Annotated in this window: 15 protein-coding genes; 3 read left to right on the top strand and 12 right to left on the bottom strand. The window is 63.6% G+C overall.

Features of this window, described 5'->3' with window-relative positions:
• The 6 genes from bcsB to NCS28_RS16850 all read right to left on the bottom strand — a co-directional run bounded on the left by bcsB (position 1) and on the right by NCS28_RS16850 (position 7,451).
• A complete protein-coding gene (gene bcsB / locus NCS28_RS16825) occupies positions 1-2,496 on the bottom strand; it encodes a cellulose biosynthesis cyclic di-GMP-binding regulatory protein BcsB (protein WP_250514884.1) in 2,496 nt (831 codons plus the stop codon).
• Positions 2,496-4,712: a UDP-forming cellulose synthase catalytic subunit gene (gene bcsA / locus NCS28_RS16830; RefSeq protein WP_250514885.1), complete on the bottom strand. Its 2,217-nt coding sequence runs from the start codon at positions 4,710-4,712 to the stop codon at positions 2,496-2,498. Before bcsA ends, bcsB begins: the two co-directional genes overlap by 1 nt.
• Entirely contained in the window at positions 4,709-5,497 is a 789-nt protein-coding gene (bcsQ, locus tag NCS28_RS16835; protein WP_250514886.1) for a cellulose biosynthesis protein BcsQ, read from the bottom strand. The genes bcsA and bcsQ overlap by 4 nt, the downstream gene beginning before the upstream one ends.
• On the bottom strand, positions 5,494-6,147 hold the full coding sequence (gene bcsP, locus NCS28_RS16840; protein WP_250514887.1) for a cellulose biosynthesis protein BcsP: 654 nt from the start codon (positions 6,145-6,147) through the stop codon (positions 5,494-5,496). Before bcsP ends, bcsQ begins: the two co-directional genes overlap by 4 nt.
• A gap of 121 nt (positions 6,148-6,268) precedes the next feature.
• Positions 6,269-6,724 (bottom strand): cellulose biosynthesis protein BcsD, encoded by a 456-nt coding sequence (gene bcsD / locus NCS28_RS16845; RefSeq protein ID WP_250514888.1) that lies wholly within the window; start codon positions 6,722-6,724, stop codon positions 6,269-6,271.
• Positions 6,725-7,253: 529 nt separating this feature from the next.
• Positions 7,254-7,451 carry a hypothetical protein gene (locus tag NCS28_RS16850; protein ID WP_250514889.1) on the bottom strand — a complete coding sequence of 66 codons (198 nt, stop codon included), beginning with the start codon at positions 7,449-7,451 and terminating at the stop codon, positions 7,254-7,256.
• A gap of 440 nt (positions 7,452-7,891) precedes the next feature.
• Here NCS28_RS16850 and NCS28_RS16855 point away from each other — a divergent pair, with 440 nt between their 5' ends.
• Positions 7,892-8,506, top strand: coding sequence for an NAD(P)-dependent oxidoreductase (locus NCS28_RS16855; protein ID WP_250514890.1), 615 nt, complete (start codon positions 7,892-7,894; stop codon positions 8,504-8,506).
• A gap of 55 nt (positions 8,507-8,561) precedes the next feature.
• Here NCS28_RS16855 and NCS28_RS16860 read toward each other — a convergent pair whose 3' ends face one another.
• From NCS28_RS16860 to NCS28_RS16880, 5 genes are all read right to left on the bottom strand, one after another.
• Complete coding sequence (locus NCS28_RS16860) at positions 8,562-9,029, bottom strand: DUF3331 domain-containing protein (protein WP_250514891.1); 468 nt, start codon at positions 9,027-9,029, stop codon at positions 8,562-8,564.
• 357 nt (positions 9,030-9,386) lie between these two features.
• Positions 9,387-10,223 carry an ABC transporter permease gene (locus NCS28_RS16865; RefSeq protein WP_250514892.1) on the bottom strand — a complete coding sequence of 279 codons (837 nt, stop codon included), beginning with the start codon at positions 10,221-10,223 and terminating at the stop codon, positions 9,387-9,389.
• A 5-nt stretch (positions 10,224-10,228) separates the two neighbouring features.
• Positions 10,229-11,500, bottom strand: a complete 1,272-nt coding sequence (locus NCS28_RS16870; protein ID WP_250514893.1) for an ABC transporter permease — start codon at positions 11,498-11,500, stop codon at positions 10,229-10,231.
• Positions 11,501-11,593: 93 nt separating this feature from the next.
• Complete coding sequence (locus tag NCS28_RS16875) at positions 11,594-12,628, bottom strand: ABC transporter substrate-binding protein (protein WP_250514894.1); 1,035 nt, start codon at positions 12,626-12,628, stop codon at positions 11,594-11,596.
• 73 nt (positions 12,629-12,701) lie between these two features.
• Positions 12,702-13,799 carry an ABC transporter ATP-binding protein gene (locus NCS28_RS16880; protein ID WP_250514895.1) on the bottom strand — a complete coding sequence of 366 codons (1,098 nt, stop codon included), beginning with the start codon at positions 13,797-13,799 and terminating at the stop codon, positions 12,702-12,704.
• A 180-nt stretch (positions 13,800-13,979) separates the two neighbouring features.
• On the opposite strand from NCS28_RS16880, the gene pdxR reads away from it, so the two are divergent.
• The gene (gene pdxR, locus NCS28_RS16885) at positions 13,980-15,488 is read left to right on the top strand and encodes a MocR-like pyridoxine biosynthesis transcription factor PdxR (RefSeq protein WP_250514896.1); all 1,509 of its coding nucleotides are present in this window, start codon (positions 13,980-13,982) and stop codon (positions 15,486-15,488) included.
• 10 nt (positions 15,489-15,498) lie between these two features.
• Here pdxR and NCS28_RS16890 read toward each other — a convergent pair whose 3' ends face one another.
• A complete protein-coding gene (locus NCS28_RS16890) occupies positions 15,499-16,083 on the bottom strand; it encodes a TetR/AcrR family transcriptional regulator (protein WP_250514897.1) in 585 nt (194 codons plus the stop codon).
• A gap of 97 nt (positions 16,084-16,180) precedes the next feature.
• Here NCS28_RS16890 and NCS28_RS16895 point away from each other — a divergent pair, with 97 nt between their 5' ends.
• Positions 16,181-16,648, top strand: coding sequence for a nuclear transport factor 2 family protein (locus tag NCS28_RS16895; protein ID WP_250514898.1), 468 nt, complete (start codon positions 16,181-16,183; stop codon positions 16,646-16,648).
• The last annotated feature ends 9 nt before the right edge of the window (positions 16,649-16,657 follow it).

A 16,657-nucleotide genomic window follows, 5' to 3' on the forward strand; every position in this document is an offset into this window, starting at 1 on the left:
TCAGTCCCTCAGACGCCGCGCGGCGATCGAGCGCAACGCACGGTAGAACAGGGCGGCGATGATGAGCGCGGCGAGCACGCCGCCGAGCACCAGCAAGAGCGGATGCGACGACAACGCCCAGCGCATGTAATGCATCGGCGAAAGATGGCCGACGTAATACGCCTCGCCGTTCGACGTGACCGTCACCGTACGGCCGTGGATCACGGCCATCGCGCCCTGGATGGAAGGCAGCAGGTCGTTGTCGAGCAGGGCGGCGGAAAGATCGGCGTCGGACTGGCCGGCCGCGCTGATGAGCGCCACCGCGCTGCGTCCGCTCTTTAGCGGCGATTCGAAGCCGGTCAGGAGCGCATCGCCGTTGGCGCTCACGAGCGAAAGATCCGCGCGCGCGGGCGAGCGTTCCGGGCCTTGCTCGCCATGCCACCAGTCGACGAGCTTGAACGCGACATCGGAAAGCTGGAACGTGCGCGCGTCGCCGTCGCCGGAGAAAGGCATCTGCTTGGCCCAGCGTTGCAGAAGAGGCTGGCGTCCCGGCGATCCGAGGATGATCAGATCCTTGTCGGCGAAACGGTCGACATCGTTCGCGCTCGTCACGGTGACGCCCGTCACCGGATAACCCGTCGATGCGCCCATGCGGCCCATCTCCAGCAGATACAGGCTGTAGTCGGCCGAATTCGGCTCGTTCGGCAGCACGACCGCCGTCTGCGAGAGATCGGCGAGACGCGTGAACGGAAAGCCGCCGTTCGCGAACGCGGCCAGATCGGGCAGCGCCATGTAGTGCGGGAAGCCGGACAGATCGATGGTCGAGTTCGGATCCACCGCGCCGATCACGTTATCCAGCACGCGCCCCTGGCATTCGCCGGTCTTCGGGATGTCGTAGTAGAAGTGCAGGCGCAACTGCGCGCGCGGCGAGATGAGCAGCGGCGGCAGATAGATCTCGCGGCGCGCGGCGACGGTCTTGTCCGGCAGCACGCGGCTGAAGTACTGGCCGAGATCGAACGTCGATGTCGACACCGCCGGAATGCGCAGCGACTGCACGAAGCCGTTGTTCACGCTGATATTGAGCGACGAGCGGTCCGGCGCCGGACGCACCGTGTAGCGATAGCCGAGGTCGACCGGCACGCCCTTCGTCTGCCACATGAAGAGATCGGGCGGCACGCGCAGGTTCACGCGCACGGCGTCGGCATCGTAGCCGTGGGCCGTCAGATCGCGCGCTTCCGCGAGTTCGCCGAAACGCACGGGGCGATCGGTCGGCAGCCAGTTCGGCGCGTCGTACGGGCGGCGCGGCTGCAGGTCGGTGAACTGCGTGATCGTTGCGCTCGTGCCGGACAGCGTGTTCTGGCCGACGCCGAGCGCCTTCGCCGCGGTCTTGAGATCGTTGTCGTCGCGGCCGAGCACGAGCAGGAGGCGGCCGCGCGCGTTCGCGTCGCGTTCCACGAGCGCGATCGTCGGACCGGAGACCGGCGGAATATCGACGCCCGCGATCTTCGCATCGCCGACGGCGAACACCACGGCGTTGCCCGACAGCGGCACGTTGTCGGTCTGCGCCGGAAAGATCGCGCCGCGATAACCCGCGAGCGAGCCGAAGTACGACGCGACCATGCCCGCCGATTCCAGCGCGGCGAGACTCGGTTTGCCCGTGAACACGAAGGGCAGCTCGAGGCGGCGCACGTCGCGACGGTCGAAGAACGGCTGCGGCAGCGCGGCGAGATCGGGCTTGTTCGCAATCGATGCATACGTGAGATCGAGCGAGCTCGCGTTGCTCACTGTTGCCCAGAGCGTCGAACTCGACGGGTCTTCGCATTGCTGCGTGTAATGCCCGATCAACTGCACGTTGAGGTGATTGAACTCGGTGATGAAGCGCGGATCGATGGCCACGTCGCGCGCGACCAGCATGCCGGCCTGATCGCGCGGCACGGGCAGGGTCGCAGCCACTTCGCCGTTGATGAGCACCTTCAGTTGCGAGATCGAAGGCAACAGCGACGGCGAATAGCTATAGATCAGATGCAGGATCGCGCCGGTCACGACTTCGTCGCCCCGCACCGAGAACGCGATGCCGTTCTGGCCGTCGGTGCCGCGCAGTTGCAGCGGATCGAGCGCGCCGTAGTCGGCGAAGGTCAGCGTCTGGCGGCGTCCGCCGGGCACCAGCGTGCCGGGATCGGCGGTCGTCGGGATGCGCGAGGTGAGCGGCTTGTCGGGCTTGCCGGAGAACGCGGGGACGGGCATCGCGAGCGCCGGCTGCTGGATCGCGGCGGGGTTGTACACCACGGCCGGACTCGGCGCGGGCACGGCGCCGACGCCCGTCGCCTGCTGCGTGGCCGGCGAGTCGGCTCCTGAAGCCGCGGTCGCCGCCGCGGCCGCGGATGCGATCGGCGCGGCGAATGCGGTCTGCAAGGCCATCAAGACGGCCAGCGCGCGGCCCAGCGGTCTTTCGCAAAAACGCGGCGCGCGCTCGCCCGTTTCGTTATCAACGCGCAACTTCGACATACCCGTGCCCATTATTGGTCTTTGGTTTTCAGCTTCTTCACATCGACTGGGCGCTTGTTCATCCAGGTCCGAAGGTCGCTGTACAAATGCTCGAACAATCCCGCAATCCCGCGCGTGCCCACCAGCAGCACGTGTGACAGCCCGCGCAGCGGCGTATCCGGGCGGCGTCCCTCGGACCAGCCCGTCCAGGCATCCGCGCGCGCGAAAGTCGTCTTGACGAAGTCGTATTCCTGCTCGCGCGTGAGCTCCGAGAAACGCAAGCCGACGCGGCCCGGCTCGGTATAACCGACGGTCGCCGGGAACGCATATTCCTCGTCGCCACGGAAGAGCGAGACGGTCACGCGCTCGTGCATCGGCACTTCGAGCTTGCTCGGCAGCGCGACGCCCACGCCGCCTTCCGAATAATCGATGGTCTCGCACGCGAGCGTGCGGCCGGTCGAGAACTTGAGCATCACGGGCATCTTCATCGTCACGCGATGCGTCGCGCGCACCTGCTTGCGCTCGCTCGCCGCCGCCACCGACGCGCCGAGAATCAGCATGTTGTAGACCGTCCAGCAGAGGTTAAGGATGGTCGTGTTCACTTCACTGCGCACGTGCCAGTTCATGACGATATGCACCACGCCCGCGACGAAGCCGAGCAGGTTCAGGAGCAGCAGGAAGAGGTAAGGGCGCGAGATGTACCAGTCGAAATAATCCTTCGCGATCTGGCCGCCCTTGGCCGTCACGTTGAACTTGCCGAGCTTCGGATTGATGACCGCGAGCAGCGTCGGCGCAGTGATGTACGACGCGAGCACCGACTCATACACTTCGGCCCAGAACGAGTGGCGGAAGCTGCGCTGCATGCGCGAATTGGTGATGCTCGCGTGCATCATGTGCGGCAGCGCGAAGATCGCGATGGTGCTCGCCGCCGCTTCGATCACGTGCGCGCCGAAGAACAGATACGACAAGGGCGCGGTGAGAAACACGAGACGCGGCACGCCGTAGAAGAAGTGCAGCATCCCGTTCAGATAACAGAGCCGCTGGCCGATCTTGAGGCCCTTGCCGGTGAGCGGATTGTCGATGCGGAAGATCTGCGTCATGCCGCGCGCCCAGCGGATGCGCTGCCCGATATGCCCCGAGAGGCTTTCGGTCGCGAGGCCCGCCGCCTGCGGAATCGCGAGATACGCGGTCGTATAGCCGAGCCGATGCAGCTTGAGCGCGGTATGCGCGTCTTCCGTCACGGTCTCGACCGCGATACCGCCGATCTCTTCCACCATCGAACGGCGCAGCACCGCGCACGAGCCGCAGAAGAAGGTCGCGTTCCAGAGATCGTTGCCGTCCTGAACGAGGCCGTAGAACAGCTCGCCTTCGTTCGGCACCTTGCGGAACGTGCCGAGATTGCGCTCGAACGGATCGGGCGAGAAGAAGTGGTGCGGCGTCTGCAGCATCGACAGGAGCTTGTCGCGCAGGAACCAGCCGAGGCAGATCTGCAGGAAGGAGCGCGTCGGAATGTGGTCGCAGTCGAAGATCGCGAGGAATTCGCCCTTCGTGACCTTCAGCGCCTCGTTGATGTTGCCGGCCTTCGCGTGACGATTGTGCGTGCGGATCGTCCAATTGACGCCCACTTCTTCGCAGAACGTTTTGAACTCGGGACGGCGGCCGTCGTCGAGCACGTGGATCGCGAGCTTGTCGGACGGATAGTCGAGCGCGAGCGCCGCGTAGATCGTCGGCTTCACGACCGAAAGCGGCTCGTTGTAGGTCGGGATGAAGACATCGACGGTCGGCCACTGGCTGCGATCGGCGGGCAGCGGCAGTGGCTTCCTCTTCAACGGCCACGCCGTCTGGAAGTAGCCGAGCAGGAGCACGAGCGACGCGTAGACTTCGGCCGCGACGAGCAGCAGGCCCCACGCGGCGTCGAGCGGACGTTCCCAATAGGTCGTTTCGGTCAGACGCCAGAACATGTATCGGCCCGACGCGACGATCGACAGCATGATCATCACGAGCGTCGCGTACTGGCCTTGCAGACGGCGAAACCCGAGCGCGCAGATGAAGCAGATGGTGGCGAAGGCGAGCTGCTGGCCGAACGCGAGTGGCACCGTGACGACGAAATACAGCGCGAACGCCGCGAAGATCGTGAGGAGGATCACGACGATCCGGCTGCCCCAGATGCCCGCATCGACGAAACGTTCGAGGCGCGAGGTCGCGACGCTGACCTCTGTCTCGGGCGAGGGAATCTTGGCGGAACTCATGCGAGCTTCCTCGACGAGGCGGCCATCGCATCGATGGCGGAGAGGAGCCAGTCGCCGCACGCGCGCAGATCGGCGGCGGCTTGCGAAAGCGGATCGTAATGGATGAGCGTCGTGTCGCACGCGAGCGATTCGGAGACGCCTTCGTCCTGATGAATCACGCCCGGAAACATCTTCGTGCCGAGCATGTTGCGCAGCACCTTCAGCACGTCCTTGCTTAGCTGGCGCGACTGATCGACCTGATTCACGACATAGCCCTGGCCCGCGAAATCGTGGCGAGGCGCGGCGTAGGCATCGACCATGCGCTCCATGCCTGGGATCGCGGCATAGGACGCGGCGTCCGCCAGCACGACATTCAGCGCGAAGTTGGCCGCCGTCAGCGCGGTGCGCGTGTAGACGGACGAGCCCGGCGGCGTATCGACGATCACGATGTCGTTGGCGTCGAGCGCGAGCGACTGGAGCGAGTGGGCGAGCCATCCGGGATCGTTGTCGACGAGCGCCTCGAAGCGACGGCGGTCGTCCTCGATCACGGCGCCGTACGGCAGCACGGTCACGCCGTCGACGCCGTCGAACATCACCGTCTGCCACGGATCGCCCGCGAGCGTCGCGCGCGAAATGCCGTCGATGCTGTCGAGCGGAATGCCGAAATGCAGGCGCAGCGCGTTTTGCGGATCGAGATCGAGCACGATCACGCGGCGGTTGCGCGCGGCGAGCACCGAAGCGAGATTGGCGGCGAGCGTCGTTTTGCCGACGCCGCCCTTCGCGGAAACTACGGTGATGACTTTCATGAGCGTGAGTGGCGGCTTGCGGGCGTGTTCGTGGATTCGTCGCCCTGCGGACGCGCGTGGCGAAGGCGCTCGAACACGGCGTCGAGTGAACCCGCGGGCGAGCTCGGGACGTGCTGCGCCGGCTGCCCGAAGAGCTTGCCGAGAATCGACGGCGGCGCGGCGGGCGCGGCCGCGCCGGCGTCGCTCGCCAAGCGCTTCGATTCGACTGGGGCTGCGGGCGTCTGCACGGGCGGCACGCTTGCGACGGGCGCGAGCGTGGAATCCGCAATCGTTCCGGTTTCGTTCGACGCCGCTTCGGCGAGCACCGAAAAACGCAGTGCGCTCAGCGACTCCGCGGCGGGCGGATTGACAGCCGGAATCGTGCGGCGATGCGGCCGCGTGAAAAGCGGCTGCCTGCCGCGATGAATCGGCGTCGGCTTGTCGGCCGGCTCGCCGGACGGTTCGTTCGAACGCGCCCGCGCGATGTTCGGCTGCGCTTCCCGGCGCGGCGCGATCTCGGGAATCGCCGGCTGGGCGAAGTCGAGCGTAGCGAGCAGCGGCCAACGCGTGCGCGCCGTCTTCGCCTCGTTTTCTCGTCCGATTTCCTGATAGTCGCCCGCGTTGCCGCCGAAATGATCGAACAGCTTCTCGATATCGCGCGAAGTATTCATGATGCCGCTTCCTCGTCGTGCCTTTTCTTGATGCCTGGCCGGTGCTGCTTGTCTGGAGCCGCCCGTCGGGGCGCTCGATGCCGCCGCATCGAGGCGGCGGTCGGATTGCACTGAAGATGCTTCAGGCCGCGACGCGCGCGAGCCGGAATTCGACGGCCGCGTCGTCGCCGAACTCGCTCGCCTGCCGGATCGCGAGTCCTTGCGCGCCGAGCGCGGCGAGCCACTGCTGATACGCCCCTTCGAGAAACGCGGGCGTCCACGCCAGCGCACTTTCGCCGAAAGCGGGCAGCGGCGCACAGTAATGCACGATGCTCAAGTAGTCGCGTTCGTCGGCGAGTTCGACGAAGCCCCAGTCGGTGTCGCGCCACAAGGCGTTGAGCGCGTCGGCGAGCGCCGATGTCGAATCGCAGGGCGGCAGCGGTCGGGCCTCCGCGAAGCGGCTGCCCACGCGATGCATCAGTTGCCGCAGTTCGTTGCGCCCGATTTGCGCTTCGAATTCGTCCGCAAGGGCGGCCAGAAGGCCTCGCCATTGACGTGAAATCTGACTGTCCAGCAGGTAATCGAAAATAGCGGCCATGTTTTGGGTTCGGCAGGGCGCGAGCCACAGCGCGTGGTTGATCAGTCTTGTTTACGTCCTCGCTGGCCATCCCTTTAACCGCGAGCATTGATCCGGACGCTTGTCCAGGCGCTATTACACGTCTGAACTTACTTCAATGCGATTATTTTCGCCAGTGGAAAGACTAGCAGCGGATTTCGCTGTCCAATCGGGCGAACAGAACGTGGCGGACGACCAAATCCGGGCGTTCGGCAACGGTTGGGGTGGACGAAATATCGACATGCGCGCACGTCTCGAATTCCGGGGCGCGGCCCGCCCGCCGCGGCGGAGGCGGCAGTGTACCATCCCGTTAATGCAGTTCATTCGGCGCGTCGGCTCTGATTCGCACCGATTGACTTCTGTCATCCAATAGCCCATCGAGCGATTATTTGTCTTACCAAAGTGGCGGCTACATGGCTGCGATTTAGCAAGTCTGCGGCGCATCGGATCATTTTTCGCGACCAAAAAAAAGCGCCCCGAGTGGGGCGCTTCGCATAAAAAAATCGAACGTTCAGGGATTCGCGCGAACCGCGTCTCTGACTGCGTCCATCACGATGCCGTAATTGAGCGGGATGTCCAGCGAATCGGAGTAGCCGGGTTCGTCGGCGGACTCCTTTGGGACGGCGCGAACCGGAATCGATTCGTAGGCGGTTTCGCCCGCCGGATTGTCGCGTCCTTCGATGGCACCCTGCAATTGCGGATTCTTCACGATTAACTCCTTCCGGATATGGAGCGGCGAGGAACTGCAATATAAACCAACGTCATGACATTTTGGCGACTTCGATTTTGAGGACTCGCTCCTAAACGGCCTGCGCGGCCCGCCGGTAATCGCCGCTGTTGCGCGTTTCGAGAGAGTGCGGGGCCTCTAGTGTAACGGCGACGTGCGCTTCCGAACGTGCGATTTGATTATGTCAATGGTGTGTCGATATTGCGGACAAAGACTGGATTCGGCCCGGAAATTGCATGACCATATGTTTGTTACGTATGCTTTTAATAACGACCGTGCGCCGATCGATTCTCCGACTTCGTCTGATGTGGAAACAAAGACGATGGAAAGCGGTCGCTGGTGCACCGTTTATTTCCCTTTAACATGAATCGGCTGTTTCGACGAATATCGGTGCGAACGCCGTAAAGCAAAGGAGAACGTGGATGAGCAAAATCGCGATCATCGGAGCGACGGGCAACGTCGGCAGCCGTCTGCTGGAGGAAGCGTTGCGGCGCGGACACACCGTCACAGCGATCGCGCGCGACACGTCCGCGCTCGAGAAGCGGGACGGCGTGACTCCGCACACCGTCGACGTGCTTGATTCCGACGCGCTTGCAACCGCGCTCGCCGGACACGACGCTGCGTTCAGCGCAGCGCGCTTCGCCACCGTTTCGGAAAGCGCGATCGTCGAGCCGGTGAGACGCGCGGGCGTGCGGCGGCTGTTGGTCGTCGGCGGCGCGGGCAGCCTGTACGCGGCGCCCGGTCAGCGCGTGCTAGATTTGCCGGGCTTTCCCGCGGCTTACAAGCCGGAAGCCACGGCGGGCGCGGCGTTTCTGGATGCGCTGCGCCGCGAGCGCGATGTGGACTGGACCTTCGTTTCGCCATCGGCGGAATTCGTGCCCGGTCCGCGCACGCAGAAATTCCGGCTCGGCGTGGACGAATTGCTCGTCGATAGCAGCGGGCGAAGCTGGATCTCATACGACGACTACGCGATCGCCTTCCTCGACGAATTCGAAAGCGGCGCGCACATCCGTCAGCGCATCACGGTCGGCTATTGAACGCGCGCGGCGGCAGGACCGGCATCGACCGATGCCGGTCCTGCCGCCGATGCGATCAGCCGTGCAGATCGACTTCCATCTCCTCGGCGTTTTCGGGCATCGCGGCGGCGAGGATCATTGCCGCTGCGTTTTGCGGCTTCGGATCGCGCTGCGACGGCCGATACACCTGATCGCCGCGATGAATCGGCATCCCCGAAAGCGAGCACACGCCTTCGGCCGTCGCGGTCGTGGCGCGCCAGCCCTGATAACCGTAGTGGCACGTTCCGGGATCGGACCAATACACGAGCGCCGTCGCGCTGCTCGGACGCTCGATCACGCGCACGATCGCTTGCGGAAACGGCAGCCGATCGTCGGCATGTTGCGGATGCGTGCGATTCCAGTCGCGCGTCAGACGTTCGAGGAAACCGCTCTCCGCGCGGGCGGCTTTCTGGGATGGGGCGGTGCGAGCGATGTCCGAGGGCATCGCTTCGAGCAGGTGAACCGTCTGTGACCACGGGTCCGCTCTTTTCGAAAAAGCTGTCATGGCATTGTTCCAGGCTTTGACTCGACCTAGAACGTACGTCATTAAGCATATTCCGATAAATACTGCATCAGTGAATACACTATCCCGTTACTGCGAATAATCATTCGCGTTGGGTGGGAGACCCACGCGGCGCCTTTACTGGCACGCGCTCAAGCGATTTGTAATGTATCTCGCGGACCGATGCTGATGGCACTTTCGATGTTAATCACCCAGACTTGCGATGGTTTTGTTCGAGATTCGCGCGAATCGTATGTCCGAACGGGCCCGCGCGGGGTCTTCAAGAAAACGCGTGGACTCACTCGAGCCAGGCCGGCAGGGCTTCGAGTGCAGTCCTCGATGCCTTCCTCGGACCGGCGCTTACCCGATTGCACGCGCCGCTGCACGACCCCGCAACCACTCCAGCGCAAGCAACAGACTCGTCGAGAACACGATGAGGATCGTCGCGAGCGCAGCGATCGTCGGACTGATGTTTTCGCGAATGCCCGTGAACATCTGCCGGGGCAGCGTCGTCTGATCGGCGCCGGCGAGAAAGAGCGTGACCACGACTTCATCGAAGGAAGTGGCGAACGCGAACAGCGCACCGGAGATCACGCCCGGCGCGATGACCGGCAGCGTCACGCGGAAGAACGTCCGCAATGGACTCGCGCCGAGCGACTGACTCGCGCGCACGAGGTTGTAATTGAAGTTCTGCAGCGTCGCGCCGACGGTCGTCACGACGAACGGCACGCCGAGCGCCGCGTGCGCCAGAATCAGCCCGAAATACGTATTGGCGATGCCGAGCGGCGCAAAGAACAGATACATGCCGACGCCGACGACGATCACCGGCACGATCATCGGCGAAATGAGCACGGCCATGAGCAGGCTCTTGCCCATGAAGTTTGCCTTCGTGAGTCCGACCGCCGCGAGCGTGCCGAGGATCGTCGCGACGAGCGTTGCGGACGGTGCGACGATGAAGCTGTTCTTTGCAGCCATGCGCCACTCGTCGGACATGACGAGGTTGTGATACCAGCGCATCGACCAGCCGGGAATCGGGTAGACGAGGAACGTGCTCGACGAAAACGACAGCGGCACGATCGCGAGCACCGGCAAGATCAGATAGAGCAGCGTCAGCACGCAGATGATGCGCAACGCGAAATACCAGATGCGTTCGATTGCGGACGTGTGTGGCGCGAACATCGGTTTGGCGAGTTTCATCTTTGTTACCCCAGGCTCACGTTGGCGCGCGTGAAGCGTCCGTAGACCACGTAGAGCAGCAGTGTCGCGGCGAGCAGCAGTGCGCCAAGCGCGCACGCCATGCCCCAGTTGATCGTCACGTTGGTGAAGTAGGCGATGTAATAGCTGACCATCTGATCGTTCGGCCCGCCGAGTAGCGCCGGCGTGATGTAGTAACCGATCGCGAGAATGAACACGAGCAACACGCCCGCGCCGATGCCCGGATACGTCTGCGGCACATACACGCGCCAGAACGCGGCGAACGGATGGCTGCCGAGCGAAACGGCCGCGCGCTGATAGGTCGGCGGCACCGACTTCATCACGCTGTAGAGCGGCAGGATCATGAAGGGCAGCAGGATGTGTGTCATCGAGATATAAACGCCGACGCGATTGAAGAGCAGCGAAAGCGGAGAGCCGATCAGCCCGCTTCCGAGCAGCGCCGTGTTCACGAGCCCTTCGCTTTGCAGAAGCACGATCCACGCGGCGACGCGCACCAGCACCGACGTCCAGAACGGAATCAGCACGAGCACCATCACGAGATTCGCGCGGCGCTCGGTCAGCGTCGAAATCCAGTAGGCGAGCGGATATCCGAGCAGCAGCGCGAACAGCGTCACGCCCACGCCGATCACGAAGGTGCGGCTAAAGACGTTGAGATAGATCGACTGATCGGGGTCCGCATGAACGATATTGCCGAAACCGTCCTGCTTGTGATCCAGCGACGCGAGGATGTAAAACGGCGAATAGCGGCCGGCGTTCTTCGCGATTGCCTGCCAGTACGCGGGGTCGTTCCAGCGGTCGTCGATTTCGATGATTTTGGACTTGATCTGCGCGGCGGGCATCGGCTTGCCGTCGTCGCCGTTGAGGGGCATTGCGCGCGCGGTTTTCGCGACGAGCGAACGATAGCCCGGGATTTCGGTGTTCAGACGCCGCGCAAGCGCGCCCATCGATTCGCCGTCGGCGATTGCCGTGAGATCCTGCGAAAGCGCGGCATAGGCTTCATCCGAAGGCGCCGCCTTGCGGTCCCATTTCACGAGCGCCGCGCCGGTGTGCGGCAGCGCGTTCGCGACTTCGGGATTTTCGATCGCGCGGGTGAGCAGCGCGCCGATCGGCACCACGAAAATCAGGAACAGAAAAATGGCGAGTGGCGCGATGAGCATGAGCGCCATGGCGCGCTTCTTCGCATCGGCGATCTTCAGTTCGCGCTTCAGACGCGCGCTCGATTCGCGCGATTCTTCCGCGGGCATCGTCATGGTATTCACGCTTGAGTCTCCTTCTTTGCGGTCGCGCTTTCGAAAAGCGCGACCGTTCGCTGCTTATGATGCTTTTACTTCGACACGCTTACTTCGACACGCTTACTTCGACGCCCACGCGGTGAAGCGCTGTTCGAGCTCGTCGCCGTGATCGGTCCAGAACGCCATGTCCTGCAACACCGCGTTCTTCGCGTTTTCCGGCGAGTTCGGCATGTCGGCCTTCGTCTTCGCGTCCAGCGCGGAGATCGCGGCCTTGTTCACCGGGCCGTACGCGATGTTCTTCGCATAGACTTCCTGCGGCTTCTGCGACACCGAATATGCGATGAACTGCTGCGCCACGTCCTTGTTCGGCGAGCCCTTCGGAATTGCCCAGTAGTCGAGGTCGTAGATGCTGCCGTTCCACACGACCTTCAGGTTCTTGCCTTCCTTGCGCGCCGCGTCGATGCGCCCGTTATAGGCGGTCGACATCACGACATCGCCCGCGACGAGGAACTGCGGCGGCTGCGCGCCAGCTTCCCACCACTGAATGGACGGCTTGAGCTCGTCGAGCTTCTTGAACGCACGGTCCGCACCGGCCTTCGTGCCGAGCACCTTGTAGACGTCCTTCGGCGCGACGCCGTCAGCCATCAAAGCGAATTCGAGGTTGTAGCGCGCGCCCTTGCGCATGCCGCGCTTGCCGGGGAATTTCTTCGTGTCCCAAAAGTCCGCCCAGCCCGCCGGCGCGGTCTTCAGCTTGTCGCCGTTATAAGCGAGCGCCGTCGACCAGACGAAGAAGCCGACGCCGCAGGTTTGCGGCGACTCCGGCACGAGTTCCGACTTCTTGCCGACCTTCGACCAGTCCAGCTTTTCGTAGAGACCTTCGTCGCAGCCGCGGCCGAGATCGCCCGATTCGACTTCGACCACGTCCCAATTCACGTGCTTCGCTTCGACCATTGCCTTGACCTTGGCCTGCTCGCCGTTGTACTCCACGGCCGTGACCTTGTTCTTGGTCGATTGCTCGAACGGCTGATTGAACGCGACTTTCTGAGCGTCGCCATTCGCGCCGCCGAAGTTGACGACGGTGATTTCCGCCGCGCCCGACGCCGCCGACACGCACGCGAGCGCAGCCGCCATGGAACACAGTGCGAATTTCTTCATGATGGTTTCCTCTCTTCTTCGACTTGGTTTTGTCAGTGGACCTACAAGTGGGAAGCGACGCCTGAACGGAGTGTCAGGCGAACACACGCAGATGCTCGGGCGCGAATTCGAGCGCGACGGGTGCGCCGGGCAGGAAGCCGTCGAGCGCCGCGGTGCCGAGCGGCACCTTGACGAAGCATTCGTCCTGCTCGCGCACGCCGCAGCGCATGCGCACGTGATCGCCGAAATAAATGAGGCTCTTCGCTTCGCCCGCGAGCGCGTTGATGCTGTCGTTCGCGCGACCATTGCCCTGCGTGAGCTTCATGCGCTCCGGCCGGATACACGCGATGGCCGGCGCGCCCGGTTTCGCGTTCGCGACGTTGAGGCCGGACACACGTGTGCCGTCGGCGAGACGGAGATCGCAGAAGTCGCCCTGAATCTGCTCGATGGTGCCGCGCAGCCGGTTGCTGTCGCCGATGAAGTTCGCGACGAACTCGTTGCATGGAGCTTCATACAGATGATCGACGGTATCGAGCTGTTGCACGATGCCCTTGTCGAACACCGCGACGCGGTCGGACATCGTGAGCGCTTCGCCCTGATCGTGCGTCACGTAGACGAAGGTGACGCCGAGCTTCTCGTGCAGCGCCTTGAGTTCGATCTGCATGTGCTCGCGCAACTGCTTGTCGAGCGCGCCTAGCGGTTCGTCCATCAGCACGAGCTTGGGCTCGAACACGAGGGCGCGCGCCAGCGCGATGCGCTGTTGCTGGCCGCCGGAAAGCTGCGCCGGATAACGCTTCGCGAAGCTTTCCATGCGTACCATCTTGAGTGCGTTATTCACGCGATGCGTGCGCTCTTCGGCCGACATCTTGCGCACCGTCAGCGGATATGCGACGTTCTGCTGCACCGACAGATGCGGAAAGAGCGCGTAGTTCTGAAACACCATGCCGATGTCGCGTTTGTGCGGCGGCACCTTGTTCAGAAGCTTTCCGTCGAGCCAGATTTCCCCGCCGGTGGGGAACTCGAAGCCCGCGAGCATCATGAGGCAGGTGGTTTTGCCGGAACCGGACGGCCCGAGCAGCGTGAGGAATTCGCCCTGATAGATATCGAGATCGAGCGATTTGACGACGAGCGTTTCTCCGTCGTACGTCTTTCGCACACCGCGAAAGCTGACGATCACCTGATCGGATTTCATCTTCCGTGTCTCCTTCGGAAAACCCTGATACTGCCGACCGCCTTGCGACGCCCGGAAATTATTTCCACTGCTTGGGATAACTATAGCCCGTCACGGTTCTACAATGGGGAGCCATTTCAATATTCAAAATAGAACCACTTCGGCGTTTCGGCCAGGTGGTTCCGAGCGCTGGAAGACTTCATGGATACGATCATCCTGGCCGACTGGCTTAGTGCGCGGCTCGACCGGTCGGCCGCCGAGCCGATGTACCGGCAAGTGCTCGAACTCATGCAGCAGGCCATCCTGACGGGCCAGCTCGCGCCGGGCACCAAGCTGCCGAGTTCGCGCATGCTTGCGACCGATCTCGGCATCGCCCGCAATACGGTTCTGCACGTCTACGACCAGCTCACGGCCGAGGGCTACGTCACGTCGACGACCGGCAGCGGCACCTATGTCGCCGACACCGCCCCGCGCGATGGCGTTGCCGGCAAGAAGGCGCGGGCCGAGGAAACGAAGGCGCCGTGCACGATCTCGCGCCGCGGCGAGCGGCTGATCGCGCAGGCGGGCGTGTCGCCGAAGCAGTGGGGCGCGTTCATGCCGGGCGTGCCGGACGTCGCGGAATTTCCGGCGCGCACATGGAGCCGCTTGCAGGCGCGCCTGTGGAAACGCGCGAGCCCGGAACTGCTTACGTACGCGCCCGGCGGCGGGTATCGGCCGTTGCGGCGCGCGCTGTCGGATTATTTGCGCGTTGCGCGCTCGGTGAAGTGTCAGCCGGACCAGATCATCATCACGACGGGCATCCATCAGTCCATCGATCTCGCCGTGCGTCTGCTCACCGATTTCGGCGATCGCGCGTGGGTCGAGGAACCGTGCTACTGGGGCGTGCGCAGCGTGTTGCAGTCGTCGGGCCTGACGCTCGTCCCGATTCCCGTCGACGAGGAAGGGCTCAATCCCGCCGCGCGCGACATGGCCGAGCCGCCGCGCATCGCGCTCGTGACGCCGTCGCATCAATATCCGCTCGGCATGGTGATGAGCCTCGCGCGACGCCGCGCACTGCTGGAGTTCGCGCGTCAGCACAAGGTATGGATCATCGAGGACGATTACGACAGCGAGTTCCGCTATGGCAGCCGGCCGTTGTCATCGCTGCAAGGGCTCGACGACGCGGGGCAGGTGATCTATGTCGGCAGTCTCGGGAAGATGCTTTATCCGGGCTTGCGCATGGGCTATATGGTGGTGCCGGACGATCTCGTCGACTCGTTTCGCACCGGCGTGGCCGAGCTTTATCGCGAGGGGCAGCTGATGCAGCAGGCCGTGCTCACCGAGTTCATTCTGGATGGCCATCTGACCTCGCATGTGCGCCGCATGCGAGGTCTGTACGGCGAGCGGCGCGAGTTGCTGATCAACGCGATCGGCGAGCGCTTCGGCGATTCGCTGTCCGTGCGGGGCGATGAAGCCGGCCTGCACTTCGTGCTCGATCTGCCCGATTTCGCCGACGACCGGACCATTGCCGCCAACGCGCTTTGCGCCGGTGTCGTGACGCGGCCGCTCGACAACTATTACCTGAACCGGCTCGCGGCGAGAAAGGGGTTGATGCTCGGTTACGCGTGCGTGCCGAACGATCAGATCGCGCCGCACTTCACGAGGCTCGCGGATGTCGTTGAGCGGGCGATAACGTCGATCTCGCCGATCGAAAGCGCAACGATGAAGTAACGCCCGCCGCTTACTGGACGCTTCGCTGCGCCGCCGCGATCGCCCGCACCACGCGCGCAAGCGCCTTCAACGCATCCGCGGGCGATTCGGCGAATTGCGCCGCGACGATTGCGCCATCCACCGCCAGCGCGAGCGCCTGTGCGTCCGCCTTGGCCGCGCGCGAACCTGGCATCAGCGTGCGAATCGCGGCGGTCATGTCGCGTTTGTGACGGCGCGAGATATCGACCGCCTGCGGCAGCGTCGCCCCGACTTCGACTACCGAATTGATGAACGCACAACCGCGATAAGCCTCGCTGCCGAACCATTCCGCCATTGCGGGCACGAGCGCTTTGAGCGTGCCGCCGTGGCGCGCGAGGGCATCGCGGAACCACGTCATCCAGTTATCGTGTCGAAAATCCAGGAACGCGACGATCAGATCGTCCTTGCTCGGAAAGTAGCGATAGAACGTCTTCTTCGCGACGCCCGATTCGGCGATCACGCGATCGACGCCCGTTGCGCGAATGCCGTCGCGATAGAAAAGATCGTGCGCGGTATGCAGGATGCGCGCGTGCGGCGCGAGCTCGGAAACATCGATGGGCAAGACTGGGGTATTCATGCAATCGATTGTAGACAGGTTCGTCTACCTGCGCTAGAGTGCCCTCAGTAGACAGACCCGTCTACCTAACGCATCGCTTGCAAAAAGAGGACTCGCCATGGAATCCAAGCCACCGTTTCCGCCGTTCGATGAAGAATCTGCCAAGCTCAAAGTCCGTCTCGCCGAAGATGCGTGGAACACGCGCGAGCCCGAGCGCGTGTCGCTCGCCTACAGCGTGGACACGCGCTGGCGCAATCGCGCGGAGTTCGCGAACGGGCGCGAGGAAGTGGTGGCGTTCCTGCGGCGCAAGTGGGCGCGCGAACTCGACTATCGGCTGATCAAGGAGTTGTGGGCGTATAAGGATAATCGCATCGCCGTGCGTTTCGCGTACGAATGGCATGACGACGCCAACAACTGGTATCGCAGCTTCGGTAACGAGAACTGGGAATTCAACGAGGCGGGGCTGATGACGCATCGTCATGCGTCGATCAACGACTTGCCGATCAAGGAAGCGGATCGCAAATATCATTGGCCGCTCGGCCGCCGGCCCGACGATCATGCGAGCTTGAGCGACCTGGGCTTCTGACGTTCCTCG

Source organism: Caballeronia sp. INDeC2, from assembly GCF_023631325.1.
Taxonomy (GTDB): Bacteria; Pseudomonadota; Gammaproteobacteria; order Burkholderiales; family Burkholderiaceae; genus Caballeronia.

Excerpts from the sequence above, each read along its gene's own strand:
- bcsQ (WP_250514886.1), bottom strand. The coding sequence starts at position 5,497 with ATGAAAGTCATCACCGTAGTTTCCGCGAAGGGCGGCGTCGGCAAAACG.
- bcsD (WP_250514888.1), bottom strand. The coding sequence starts at position 6,724 with ATGGCCGCTATTTTCGATTACCTGCTGGACAGTCAGATTTCACGTCAA.
- bcsP (WP_250514887.1), bottom strand. The coding sequence starts at position 6,147 with ATGAATACTTCGCGCGATATCGAGAAGCTGTTCGATCATTTCGGCGGC.
- NCS28_RS16880 (WP_250514895.1), bottom strand. The coding sequence starts at position 13,799 with ATGAAATCCGATCAGGTGATCGTCAGCTTTCGCGGTGTGCGAAAGACG.
- NCS28_RS16875 (WP_250514894.1), bottom strand. The coding sequence starts at position 12,628 with ATGAAGAAATTCGCACTGTGTTCCATGGCGGCTGCGCTCGCGTGCGTG.
- NCS28_RS16855 (WP_250514890.1), top strand. The coding sequence starts at position 7,892 with ATGAGCAAAATCGCGATCATCGGAGCGACGGGCAACGTCGGCAGCCGT.
- NCS28_RS16890 (WP_250514897.1), bottom strand. The coding sequence starts at position 16,083 with ATGAATACCCCAGTCTTGCCCATCGATGTTTCCGAGCTCGCGCCGCAC.
- bcsB (WP_250514884.1), bottom strand. The coding sequence starts at position 2,496 with ATGGGCACGGGTATGTCGAAGTTGCGCGTTGATAACGAAACGGGCGAG.
- bcsA (WP_250514885.1), bottom strand. The coding sequence starts at position 4,712 with ATGAGTTCCGCCAAGATTCCCTCGCCCGAGACAGAGGTCAGCGTCGCG.
- NCS28_RS16860 (WP_250514891.1), bottom strand. The coding sequence starts at position 9,029 with ATGACAGCTTTTTCGAAAAGAGCGGACCCGTGGTCACAGACGGTTCAC.
- pdxR (WP_250514896.1), top strand. The coding sequence starts at position 13,980 with ATGGATACGATCATCCTGGCCGACTGGCTTAGTGCGCGGCTCGACCGG.
- NCS28_RS16895 (WP_250514898.1), top strand. The coding sequence starts at position 16,181 with ATGGAATCCAAGCCACCGTTTCCGCCGTTCGATGAAGAATCTGCCAAG.
- NCS28_RS16865 (WP_250514892.1), bottom strand. The coding sequence starts at position 10,223 with ATGAAACTCGCCAAACCGATGTTCGCGCCACACACGTCCGCAATCGAA.